The 11,937-nt window shown below is 68.7% G+C and carries 11 protein-coding genes and 2 pseudogenes; 11 read left to right on the top strand and 2 right to left on the bottom strand.

Going from position 1 to position 11,937, the window contains the following annotated elements; genetic code table 11:
* Positions 1-22 precede the first annotated feature (22 nt).
* The gene (locus NG1_RS38920; RefSeq protein ID WP_281218407.1) at positions 23-145 is read left to right on the top strand and encodes a hypothetical protein; all 123 of its coding nucleotides are present in this window, start codon (positions 23-25) and stop codon (positions 143-145) included.
* A 397-nt stretch (positions 146-542) separates the two neighbouring features.
* Here the strand turns inward: NG1_RS38920 and NG1_RS36210 are convergent.
* Positions 543-635 (bottom strand): annotated as a pseudogene (locus tag NG1_RS36210) (IS5 family transposase); the annotation flags it as partial.
* Between the two features lie 125 nt (positions 636-760).
* Between NG1_RS36210 and NG1_RS37300 the strand changes: the two are divergent.
* The 3 genes from NG1_RS37300 to NG1_RS34465 all read left to right on the top strand — a co-directional run bounded on the left by NG1_RS37300 (position 761) and on the right by NG1_RS34465 (position 3,661).
* Complete coding sequence (locus tag NG1_RS37300; protein ID WP_157114413.1) at positions 761-1,342, top strand: hypothetical protein; 582 nt, start codon at positions 761-763, stop codon at positions 1,340-1,342.
* Positions 1,343-1,808: 466 nt separating this feature from the next.
* A complete protein-coding gene (locus NG1_RS34460) occupies positions 1,809-2,855 on the top strand; it encodes an alpha/beta fold hydrolase (protein ID WP_062978026.1) in 1,047 nt (348 codons plus the stop codon).
* Positions 2,856-2,875: 20 nt separating this feature from the next.
* Positions 2,876-3,661: an alpha/beta hydrolase gene (locus NG1_RS34465; protein WP_245660181.1), complete on the top strand. Its 786-nt coding sequence runs from the start codon at positions 2,876-2,878 to the stop codon at positions 3,659-3,661.
* Here the strand turns inward: NG1_RS34465 and NG1_RS34470 are convergent.
* Positions 3,652-6,435 (bottom strand): helix-turn-helix transcriptional regulator, encoded by a 2,784-nt coding sequence (locus NG1_RS34470; RefSeq protein ID WP_062978028.1) that lies wholly within the window; start codon positions 6,433-6,435, stop codon positions 3,652-3,654. The two genes, NG1_RS34465 and NG1_RS34470, sit on opposite strands and share 10 nt — an antisense overlap.
* A gap of 621 nt (positions 6,436-7,056) precedes the next feature.
* On the opposite strand from NG1_RS34470, the gene NG1_RS34475 reads away from it, so the two are divergent.
* The 7 genes and pseudogenes from NG1_RS34475 to NG1_RS34505 all read left to right on the top strand — a co-directional run.
* The gene (locus NG1_RS34475) at positions 7,057-7,266 is read left to right on the top strand and encodes a hypothetical protein (protein WP_062978030.1); all 210 of its coding nucleotides are present in this window, start codon (positions 7,057-7,059) and stop codon (positions 7,264-7,266) included.
* A gap of 22 nt (positions 7,267-7,288) precedes the next feature.
* On the top strand, positions 7,289-8,044 hold the full coding sequence (locus NG1_RS34480) for an SDR family oxidoreductase (RefSeq protein ID WP_157114414.1): 756 nt from the start codon (positions 7,289-7,291) through the stop codon (positions 8,042-8,044).
* Positions 8,045-8,054: 10 nt separating this feature from the next.
* Complete coding sequence (locus NG1_RS34485; RefSeq protein ID WP_062978042.1) at positions 8,055-9,038, top strand: NADPH:quinone oxidoreductase family protein; 984 nt, start codon at positions 8,055-8,057, stop codon at positions 9,036-9,038.
* A 42-nt stretch (positions 9,039-9,080) separates the two neighbouring features.
* Positions 9,081-9,841, top strand: a pseudogene (gene fabG / locus NG1_RS34490) (3-oxoacyl-ACP reductase FabG).
* Between the two features lie 14 nt (positions 9,842-9,855).
* Positions 9,856-10,308, top strand: coding sequence for a MaoC family dehydratase (locus NG1_RS34495; RefSeq protein ID WP_062978034.1), 453 nt, complete (start codon positions 9,856-9,858; stop codon positions 10,306-10,308).
* 25 nt (positions 10,309-10,333) lie between these two features.
* Positions 10,334-11,335 (top strand): NADP-dependent oxidoreductase, encoded by a 1,002-nt coding sequence (locus NG1_RS34500; protein ID WP_062978036.1) that lies wholly within the window; start codon positions 10,334-10,336, stop codon positions 11,333-11,335.
* Positions 11,336-11,350: 15 nt separating this feature from the next.
* A partial coding sequence (locus NG1_RS34505; protein ID WP_062978038.1) for a TetR/AcrR family transcriptional regulator occupies positions 11,351-11,937 on the top strand: 587 nt, incomplete at its 3' end.

An 11,937-nucleotide genomic window follows, 5' to 3' on the forward strand; every position in this document is an offset into this window, starting at 1 on the left:
GCAATTTTGGAAACATCGCAGGATGAGAATCCTGTCTGGTCCGATCACGCAACACCTGGCGCAGTGGAGTCCGTTCAAGCCGGACGGAGAAGTGTCCGGACGGCCACCGGGTAGAGGCTTCCAGCGCCTGACCAAGTTCCAGTAGCGGCCGAAGCCGACGCTGGTCACCACCGGGACAGGCTCCGATAAGACCGCGTCGTCACGGTGACCGGCGGCAAGACGGCGATTCGCTCCACCGCCCGCCGAATGATCGTGTCGGCGACCGGCCACAGCGACCACTCGTTCGGACTGGACCTCGCGGCGGCCGGGCACTGTGCGACGCCGAGGAGTTCGCTGCGTGCTGCGGGGAGCTGACCCTGTGGCATCCGCCCGGAGAACAATTGAAGCGCCCACACCCGAGTGACTTCGATCCGAGGACGGACGGAGGTCGCGGTGATCTGAGAACGCATCCGAGAATTCAGGTTGCCGGGCCTCCGGTGTGGTCAGCCGCCTGCTCAGTGCATGGCCGGCGACGACGTGGACCATGGCTTGCGGTGGTCGGATCGGGTTTCGTAGTCGCGGGCCAGGCGGCGGTGTTCTGCCGACCGGCCGAACGACCGCTCCACGGCCCAGCGACGCGGCAGTACCTCGAACCCGGTCGCCGCGTAGAGCGACACTGGCACAGGGCCTCTCGGTTGCGACGGATAGTATGAAAACCTCAGTCATATCGGGAGTTCCTGCTGTTCTCGCAAGACATGCGTCGAGGGAGGACGTGCGGCCCATGGCTGAGTCGAACCTGAGCGGAGGGAACATGGTGGGGTCGATGGTTCGTATTGGATCGAGTCTGCTGGCCGTCGTCGCCGGTGTCGCGGTGCTGGGAGGTTGCGGTGGGGGCAGCTCGGTGGATTCGGCGGCGGAGCCGAGCGGGGCGACGCCCTCGAGTGCCACCTCGACGACAGCCAAACCAGCAAGCTGCCCCGCCCTGTCTGCCGATCCCCTGGTTACCGATGAATTGAAGACCGCCCTGGCAGCGACGCACCTACCGGTGGGAGGGTGTCTCAATTCTGTGGATGTGGTGGGAGATCCCAGCCGACTGGACGAAATGGTATTCCTCATCACCCTCGATGTACCCACGGCGGCAACGCCGGATGACCTACGCCCGATCGCCACCGGCATCGCACATGTGTGGAAGAAAAGCGAACTCGGACAGAGGACGGCAGAGCTGGATATCGCCAATTGGGGGTATGCCGGAGCGAAATACATGGAGTACCTCGTGGACAATGAATTTCGGAGCCATCCGTGGGACGGAATGCCGTCTCGCGAAGCCGAGCTGGCGATATGGACCGTCACAGCCAAGGGATGAACGTGACTCCCGAGGTTTGGGCCGAAAGAAGGCGACATCGGTTCTCTGGTCCTATCTCTCGATCGAATGAACGACGGCACGAGCAATCCCGGAGACGTTGACAGAAGAGATGACAGCTCGCCGCAATTTGCCGCTCGAGGACTCCCCAAGCGGCACCGGCCGAGATCGCCCGCCTGTGGTGAACTGGTTGATTTCACCGTGGCAGCGGATCGCGGCCCCCGAGAAGATCGATCACCGGCGGTAGGGCCCGTACGGCGGCGTTTCGCCGAAGGAACGATCGACGCATCGCACCCGAGCGTCAACTCCTCGGGTGATGGCGGATCATCGCGGCGATGACCGACAGTCATCCGTGGGGCAGCGGCAGTCACCGATTACGTCATCCGACAGACGCGGCGGGATATGGGCGCTGCCTAGCGTCGATTGCGACCGGATGCGGTCAGGAGCCGAGCCTTCCGAGGGAGTTGCGATGACCATCAACAGACGACGATTGTTCGGCGGCGCGCTGGCCGTGGGCGCCGCAGGGGTGGCCGCCGGCTCACTCGCCGCCTGCTCGGCCGCGGAGTCGACCACCGCCACCGCACCGGCGGGCGCAGCCCTGCGCGCCGGGTCGGGCACACACACGACCCTCGGCCCGGTCGAGCAGATCGACGCGGGGCTGCTGAACGTCGGTTACGTCGAGTACGGCTCCGCCACCGGCACACCGGTGCTGCTGCTGCACGGCTGGCCGTACGACCCCTTCAGCTACGCCGACGTCGGGCCGCTGCTCGCGACGGCCGGTTACCGAGTGATCGTGCCCTACCTGCGCGGTTACGGATCGACGACGTTCCGGTCGGAGCGGACCGTCCGCAACGGCCAGCAGTCGGCGATCGCCCGCGACGTGGTCGATCTCATGGACGCGCTGCGTATCGACGCGGCCATCCTCGGCGGATTCGACTGGGGCTCGCGCACCGCCGACATCGTTGCCGCGCTATGGCCCCAACGCTGCCGGGCCCTGGTCTCGGTGAGCGGATACCTGGTCACCTCGTTGACCGGCAATCAGCAGCCGCTGCCCCCGCAGGCCGAACTCGGCTGGTGGTATCAGTACTACTTCGCCACCGAGCGCGGCCGCCTCGGCTACGCCCGCAACCGGCACGACTTCAACAAGCTGATCTGGCGCAACGCCTCGCCGCAGTGGAACTTCGACGACGCCACCTACGACCGCAGCGCGGCGGCGTTCGACAACCCCGACCACGTCGACATCGTCGTCCACAACTACCGCTGGCGCCTGGGGCTGGCGCCGGGCGAACCGCAGTACGACGGCTACGAACAGCAACTCGCGGCCGCTCCGCCCATCGCCGTGCCCACCATCACCCTGGCCAGCGACTTCGACGGCGCGGCCAAGGACGGCGCGGCCTACCGCGGGAGGTTCACCGGCCGATACCAGCACCGGGTGCTCGACGGCATCGGGCACAACGTGCCACAGGAGGCTCCGAAACCTTTCGCCCAGGCGATCATCGACGTCGACCACCTGTGAGGCCGGTGCGTCGAACACCCGTGGTACTGCTGCACGGCGCGTGGTTGCACGCGTCGTCCTGGCAAGGGTGGACACGGTGTCTCACGAGCCGGGGGTACGCGGTGAGCGCTCCCGGATGGCCGGGTGAGCCGGACACCGTGGCCGCGACCCGCGCCGATCCTTCCGGGTGGCGCGGTCTCGGGCTGGCGGCACTGACCGCGCACTATGCGCGCGTCGCGCGCTCGTTCGACACTCCCCCGGTGCTCATCGGCCACTGTGTCGGCGGCCTGATCGCCCAATATCTGCTCGGCGCGAACCTGGCCCGGGCGGCCGTAGCACTGGCTCCGCTGCCACCCGGCGATCTCACCGGGCCGATCGTCGCATGGCCAGCCGTACCGGAATCCCCCGGCGAGCCGGCCCGCCTGTCGCTGCGCGGATTCCGGGAGATCTTCGCCAACGCGGTCGAGGCGGGCGAGGCCACCGCGCTCTTCGGCCGACACGTCGTCCCCATGCCCCAGCGGCTGCTCGGCGACATCGCCGCGCGAAGCGAATCCGGTCGGCCGGGCCTGCCGGTGGACACCGGCAACCGGGACCGCGGACCGTTGCTGTTGGTCTCCGGACAGGAGGATCGCCTGGCGCCCGATTCGATGACGCGGGCGATGTACAAGCGCTATGGCGACTCCGTAGCGGTCAGCGAGCTCGCGCAGTTCGCCGACCGCGGGCATTCCCTGGTGATCGACAGCGGGTGGCACGCGATCGCCGATCATGTCCTCGGCTGGCTGACCGACCACGGCATCCGGGCCGGATCGGGCGGCGCTCAGTTCTGAGGGCTACCCGCCGCTTGTCCCTCCGGCTCAGGGGTGTCGCGGGTGAGCGCGTCGCGGAGGGCGGCGCGGGTCGTGATGCCCAATTTCGGGAAGATCCGGTACAGGTGCGAGCCGACGGTCCGCGGCGACAGGTGCAGCTGTACGCCGATCTCCTTGTTGGACAGTCCCGCTGCCGCCAGGTCGGCGATCCGGCGCTCCTGCCAGGTCAGCGTGGCGGGCTCCGCGGCTGCCCCGGCCCCGCTGACGCCGAGCGGAGGCAGTTCGGCCCGCGCGCGTTCGGCCCACGCCGCAGCGCCGAGCCGATCGAACGACGCGGCGGCCGCCGACAGGTAGTGCCTGGCCGCCGTCCTGCTGTTGGCGTGCCGGAGCCGAAGCCCGTGCGCCGACCGGATCCGTGCCAGCTCGAAGGGGAAACGTGCTGCCGAGGGATGACTCTCGGCCCGAGCCACCATGTGGGCGGCGCGCGCGTCGTCGTCGGCGGTCATCGCCGTGGCGCCGAAGGTGAGGATCGCCAGGCGCGGGGAGATCGCGGGCAGGCCGGCGTCCCACGCGGCGGCGGCATGGGCGCGCGCCTCCTCGGCGCGCCCGGTGTGCACGGCGGCTTCGACCAGATCCAGCAGGCCGCGCGAGGCCTGGTAGGCGTACGGCGCGAACTCGCCAGGGGGTGTGATGCCGATGGCGTGCAGATAGGCCGCCTCGAAATCGCCCGCGGTGAGCGCGGCGGTCGTGCCCGCGGCGTCGGCGGCCTGGGTGAGGAACCCGAGGCCGCGCGGCCTTGCCCAGGAATCGACCACCGCCTGTAGTTCACGGGCCTCGTCGAGGCGCCCGCGCAGCGCCGCCAGCTGCGCCAGATAGCCGCGGCTCTGGTGGGCGAACAGGTCGTAGCCCAGGTCGACGGCCCGCCGCAGCGACCGCAGACCGGTGCGCTCGGCCTCGTCCCATTCACCGGTCGACGTTTGATCGAGCATGATCAGGTGCAGCATGACGATGCCGCTGGCCACCGCGCCGGTCTCCAGTTCCCGGTCCACGATCCGCTGTAGGTGCGGGCGGTATTCCACCGCGATGTCCAGATGATAGGACGAGACCGCCAGCCGGGTGACGTCCCACGGTTCCAGCTCCGCCAGCCGCGCCGCGGCCGACTCCACCCGCGGCGCCACGCCGGCGCCGTGGCGCACCACATCGCTCCACGAGTCGCGGTAGATCCGCGAACGCGGCGGCAGCAACTCGCCCATTCCGGCGAGCAGGTCACGGGTGCTGGTCCACGTCCCGGCGTCGCCGGCGTACTGACTGATCGCCAGCAGCAAGTTCACCAGCCGGACCAGCATTTCCGGCTGCTCGCGCGCGCCCCGGGTGGACAACTCCTCGATCGCGGCCGACACGCGGCGATGCGAGGTGCGTACGTCACCGTCCTCGTACAGCGCCGAATACGCCGAGGCCAGCACCGCGGCCGGTGACTCGTTCCCGCCGGGGGCCGGATCCGACTGCACGATCCGCTGCGCCTGCCCCAGCCGGGCCGCGTGCCCGGCGACGAAGGCGGCGTCGCCGAGGCGGCGCGAACGGTCCTCGTGGTTCTCGCTGAGCTGGGCCGCGCGGGTCAGCCATGCCACCGCCGCCATCGCCCCGCCGCGGCGGGTCGCCGATTCGGCCGCCGCCTCCAGCGCCGCCGCCACCTGCTCGTCGGGATCGATGGTGGCCGCCGCCAGATGCCTGGCCCGGCGCTCGAGGTCGGCGTGGTGCACTCGCGCCAGCGCAGCGTGCGCGGCCCGCCGCTGGTTGGGCGTGGCCAGCTGCACCACCGCCGAACGCACCAGCGGGTGACGAAACATGAAATCTCCTGTGCGCAAGTCGATTTCGAGCAATCCGACGCGCACCGCCTCCTCTGCGTCGCGCATCCGGTAGCGGCTGGCCGGTCCCACGGTCGCGGCGGCGCGCGCACCCACCCCGTCGAGCGCGCCCTTCAGCAGCTCCGCGCGCACGGTCTCGGGGAGCGCCGTGATCCGCCCGCTGTACAAGCGCTGCAACCGTTTCGGCAGCGGAACCGCGAGCTCATCGATGACGTCGTCCGAGGTGTCCGCTGCGCCGACGATGTAGGCGGGCAGCTCCAGCAGCGCCAGCGCGTTGCCGCGCGCGTGCTCGAGGGTGAGGCGGCGAGTGCGCGCGTTCAATCCCGGGTGGCGCTGATCGAGCAGGCGGGCCGCCGCCTGCTCGGACAACGGCGGGATGGTGGTCTCGGGCAGGGCGGCGGTATCCAGCCGAGAGGGAATGTCGGCACGCAGTGCGATCAGCATCTTCACCGCGCTGCCGGTGAGCCTGCGTCCGACGAAACCGCACACCTCGGCGCTGGCGGCGTCCAGCCACTGGCCGTCGTCGAGGACCAGCAGCAGCGGCCGCTCCCGCGCGGCCGCGCCGAGCAGGTTGAGCACGGCGATACCCAGCGTCATGACCGAGGGCGGATCCCCGGCCCGCTGCCCGAAGACGGCGTCGAACGCGGCGCGCGACCCCTCGTCGAGGTCGCGCACGTGCGCCAGCAGCGGGTACAGGAACTGGTGCAGCCCCGCGTAAGGCAGTTCGGATTCGGCTTCGACGCCGGTCACGCGCAGGACCTCGTGCTCGGCGCGCTCCGCCATATCGGCGGCGTGCGCGAGCAGCGCGCTCTTGCCCACACCGGTTTCGCCGCGCAGGATCAGCGACCTGCCGCCCCGGGCTGTCACGAACGAGAAAAGCTGCGCCTGCTCGTCGTCGCGGCCCACCATCGCCGCGGCATATGACTCCATGTCGGTCGCTCCTCTCGCACTGCGGCAAGACTAACCGGTCGGTTCCGGAGCGACGACGCTTTACCGCGGCGGCGATACCGAGGTCATTCGACCGTTCGAGCGCCCGGCACGAGCCGCCGAAGTGCCGCGGAAGATACGTCACCGCTACGTCATCCGACGGATTCGGCGCTGTGCCCTCGGCAGCGATGCTCGACAGGCAGCCGGAACCGTCACCGCGGGCCGGCGGCACGGCCCGCCCGTCGGGCCACCGGACACCGGCGTCCCGCCCGTCCGGACTTCGTACCGATGCCCAGGAGCAGCCTCATGACCACGGTCCGTTTCCATGTGCAGTCCACCCTCTCTCCGGCCGAGGTCGTGCGAGTGCTCACCGACTTCGGCCCCGGCCGAGCATGAGTCCACTGCCGCACGGACAGGCCGGGCGATCGGACAATCTGCTCTGAACCGATGCCACCGGCACGGGCGAGGCTGACTAGCCAAGAGCTGTTCGGCGAGGGTCGCGCCGGGCATGTGCCCTGCGTCACAGTCCGAATAGGCTCTGACGTATTGACCGCTGCCGGTTCGTCCAGCATGGTGTCGAGAGGTTAACAAGCGCTCAGTAACTTGCCCGGAAGGTTCGCACTCATGCACGAAGCCGTCATCGTCTCCGCCGCCCGGTCGCCGATCGGTGGCGTCGGAAAGGGTTCGTCGCGGAATCTGCGGTCCGACGACTCGGAGGCGCGGATCGTGCGGGTCGCGCCGCCGAAGCAGTTGCCCGACAAGCAGATCGGTTCGGAGACGATGTGCGTCGGCAGCGGTCGGGGCACGGCGATGGTGCTCGAGGGCTTGTCGTAACCGCCGATCCGCAAAGGACTCCTTGATGAACAGATTCGAAGGCAAGACAGCGATCGTCACCGGGGCGAGCCGGGGCATCGGGCTCGGCATCGCGCAGCGCTTGGTGGACGAGGGGGCGAGAGTCGTGATCACCGCCCGCAAACAGGACGCCCTCGACGAAGCGGTGGAAGCACTGGGCGGCCCCGACCGCGCGCTGGCCGTCGCGGGCCGCGCCGATGACGTCGAGCACCAGGCGGAGACCGTCGCGCGCGCGATAGACACGTTCGGAAGCGCCGATCTCCTCGTCAACAACACCGGCATCAACCCGGCGTTCGGGCCGATGGTCGATCTGCCGTTGGAGGTGGCCCGCAAGATCGTCGAGGTCAACTGTCTGGCCGCGCTGTCGTGGGTGCAGCAGACGTACCGGGCTTGGATGAAGGATTTCGGGGGCGCGATTGTGAACGTGTCGTCGGTCGCCGGTATCAAGCCCGCGCCGGGCATCGGCTTCTACGGTTCGAGCAAGGCGATGCTCACGCACATCACCCAGGAACTGGCGGTCGAACTCGGCCCGAAACTACGCGTCAACGCCGTCGCCCCGGCGGTGGTGAAGACGAAGTTCGCCACCGCTCTCTACGACGGCCGGGAGGACGAAGTCGCCGCGGCCTACCCGCTCGAGCGGCTCGGCGTGCCCGAGGACATCGGCAGCGTGGTGGCGTTTCTGCTGTCCGACGACGCGAGCTGGCTGACGGGGCAGTTGCTGGTCGTGGACGGCGGTATCACGCTGACGGGTGGGGTCTGAGATGGCGCGGATGAAGGCGTGGCGCGTCCACGAGCTGGGTGAACCGCGCGCGGTGCTGCGGCTCGATGACGTGGAAGTTCCGGAGCCCGGGCCGAGTCAGGTTGTCGTGCGGGTCTCCGGCGCCGCGGCGAACTTTCCCGATGTGCTGATGTGCCGCGGCCGCTATCAGGTCCGGCCGCCGTTGCCGTTCACGCCCGGCGTCGAATTGTGTGGCGAAGTGGTGGCGCTCGGCGCCGGCGTGGCCGGGATCGCTGTGGGCGACCGGGTGCTCGGGGGCGCGGCGCTGCCCCACGGTGGTTTCGCGGAATTCGCCGTGCTGGAGGCCGCCCAGACGTTCCCCGCGCCGCCGTCGCTGGATGACGCGGAGGCGGCCGCGCTGTTCATCGGCTACCAGACCGGCTGGTTCGGGTTGCATCGGCGCGCCGGACTGTCGGAGGGCGAGACCCTCCTGGTGCATGCCGCGGCGGGTGGCGTGGGCAGCGCCGCGATCCAGCTCGGCAAGGCCGCGGGCGCCCGGGTGATCGGAGTCGTCGGCGGTGCCGAAAAGGCGGCCTACGCCAGGGATTTGGGTGCCGACGTGGTCATCGATCGTCACCAGCGGGACTTCGTCGAGGTCGTCGAGGACGTCACCGGCGGTCGCGGTGCCGACGTGATCTACGACCCGGTCGGCGGCGAGGTGTACCAACGGTCCACGAAATGCGTCGCCTTCGAGGGCCGCATCGTGATCGTCGGGTTCGCCGGCGGTGAGATACAAACCGCCGCGTTGAATCACGCACTGATCAAGAACTATTCGATTCTCGGTTTGCACTGGGGTTTGTACAACACCCAGGATCCGGCCGCCGTCGCCGAATGCCACCGCGCGCTGACCGCACTCGCCGCCGATGGTGCGATCCGCCCGCTGGTCAGTGCCCGGCTGAGACTGGAGGACGTCGCCGACGCCGTGCAGCGACTCGCGGACGGCGAGACCGTCGGCCGGGTGGTCTACGCGCCCTGAGCTCAAGAGTTTCCGCCGCAATCACATCTTCGAGGAGTATTCATGACCCATCCGACACAGCGGATCGCGGTCGTCACCGGCGCGGCTCGCGGAATCGGCGCCGCCGTCGCCCGGCGGCTGGCCGCTGACGGTATGGCGGTAGCGGTGCTCGATCTGGACGAGGCCTCCTGCACGACGGTCGTCGACGAGATCGAGTCGGCCGATGGCCGTGCGCTCGCGGTGGGTGTCGACGTTTCCGACGAGCCGCGGTCACCCGGGCGGTCGATCGCGTGGCCGCCGAACTCGGCGCACCGGCGGTGCTGGTCAACAACGCCGGGATCCTGCGCGACAATCTGCTGTTCAAGATGAGCGTCGACGACTGGGATGCCGTCCTGAATGTGCACCTGCGCGGGTCGTTCCTGCTGGCCAGGGCGGTGCAGGCGCACATGATCGAGCAGAGGTGGGGTCGCATCGTGAACCTGTCGAGCACGTCGGCACTCGGCAACCGTGGCCAGGCCAACTACGCGGCCGCCAAGGCCGGCTTGCAGGGGTTCACCAAGACGCTCGCACTCGAACTCGGCAAGTTCGGCGTCACTGCGAACGCGGTCGCCCCGGGTTTCATCGAGACGGAGATGACCGCGGCCACCGCCGCCCGGATGAACATTCCCTTCGAGGAGTTCAAGGCGGCGATGGCCGCCCAGATTCCGGTCGCCCGTACCGGCACTCCCGCCGACGTCGCGCACACCGTGGCGTTCCTGGTGAGCGAGGGCGCCGGCTTCGTGTCCGGCCAGGTGATCTACGTGGCCGGCGGCCCGCGGAACTGAACGGAGGCAGACCTGTGCGGGTATTTCATGGCCTGTCCGAGCTGGCGTCCGCCGTCGGAACCCACCTCGGCTACAGCGATTGGCACACGGTGACCCAGGAACAAATCGCTCGCTTCGCCGAAGCTACCGGGGATCATCAATGGATCCATGTGGATCCCGCGAAGGCCGCCGCCGGACCGTTCGGCACCACCGTCGCACACGGGTTTCTCACCCTGTCGATGGTGCCGATGCTGGCCGGAGAGGTGTACACGGTGCGGGGCCTGTCGATGGGCGTCAACTACGGCACCAACAAGGTGCGATTCCCGACTCCGGTCCCGGCCGGATCCCGGGTGCGAGCCGGTGTCGAGCTGGTCTCGCTCGTGCCGGGCACGATCGGATCGCAGGCGGTGATCCGAGTGACCGTGGAACTCGAGGGCTCGGACAAGCCCGCGTGTGTAGCCGAGACCGTCGCGGTGCTGGTGCCGTGATGACCGATCAGGAGGAGGAGAACCCGTGACGACAACTCAGCAGGTGCGGCTCGCGAAACGCCCGTCAGGGCTGCCCGACGCGGACACTTGGAACCTGACGACCGAGGAACTGCCCGCGCTCTCCCCCGGCCGGATCCTGGTCCAGGTGAATTTCATCTCCCTCGACCCGGCCATGCGGGGCTGGCTCAACGACGTGCGGTCGTATGTGCCTCCGGTCGGGGTCGGGGAGGTCATGCGGTCGCTGGATATCGCGACCGTTGTGGAGTCGACGCATCCGGACTTCGCCGTCGGCGACACGGTCAGCGGAACTTTCGGCGTGACCGAATACGCGATCCACGACGGCCGCGGGGTGCAGAAGGTCGATCTGACCGCGGCGGGCGGTCCGACCTGGTTGGGCACGCTGGGAATGCCGGGAATGACAGCCTATTTCGGCTTGCTCGAGGTCGGCGACCTGCGAGCCGGAGACACGGTGGTGGTCTCCGCGGCCGCGGGTGCCGTCGGCAGCATCGCCGGTCAGATCGCGAAGATCAAAGGCGCGACGGTGATCGGGATCGCGGGCGGTGCCGAGAAGTGCCGGATGCTGACCGAGGAACTCGGCTTCGATGCGGCCATCGACTATCGGAGTGAGAACGTCCTGCGGCGGCTGCGGGAGGTCGCTCCGGAGGGGATCGACGTCTATTTCGACAATGTCGGCGGTGACATCCTCGATGCCGCGCTCGCCAATCTCCGGCGTGGCGCCCGCATCGTCATCTGTGGTGCGATCTCGGCGTACAACGCGGAGAAGCTCCCTCCGGGACCTTCGCGGTATATGTCGCTGCTCGTCCACCGGGCGTCCATGACGGGCTTCGTCGTTTTCGACTACGCGGATCGTTACGGCGAGGCAGTCGCGGAGATCTCCGGGTGGCTGGCCGAGGGCAGGATCAAGAGCAGGGAGCACGTCGTGGACGGCGGGGTAGCTCGCTTCGGTGAAACCTTGAACATGCTGTTCACGGGTGCCAACACCGGCAAACTCGTGCTCGCCGTGTAGAGCCATACTGTCCAGGTGACCGATACAGAGGACCGCTCGCGCGCGGACCAGACCCGAGCGCGGCTGCTCGACGCGGCGGTGGTCGCCTTCGCCGAACGCGGCTTCCACGGCTCGACGACCCGCGACATCACATCGATCGCCGGAGTGAGCACGGGCGCGATCTACGTCTACCACCGTTCCAAGGAAGAGTTGCTCTACCAGATCTCGCGCGCCGGTCACCTGGACACCCTGGAGCGCGTCCGCACCGCCATCGCTTCGGCACAAGACCCCGCCGAGCAACTGATCGCCGTGATGAGGGAGTTCACCATCCATCACGCACGCGCCCATACTGTCGCCCGCATCATCAACTATGAACTCGCCGCTCTCAGCCCGGAACATCAACAGGAGATCAAGCAGACCCGGCGTGCCATCGAAGGAGAGGTCCGGAGCCTGATCGAGCGAGGGGCGGCTGCCGGGGTGTTCGAGAACTCGAATATCCACATGGCCGCGACCGCTCTGCTCTCGCTCGGAATAGATATCGCGCGCTGGTATCACGAGGGTGGTTCCTGGTCGCCGGAGGACATCGGCGACTATTACGCGGACCTTGCGCTACGAATCGTGGG

Source organism: Nocardia gamkensis NBRC 108242 (genome assembly GCF_001612985.1).
Taxonomy (GTDB): Bacteria; Actinomycetota; Actinomycetes; order Mycobacteriales; family Mycobacteriaceae; genus Nocardia; species Nocardia gamkensis.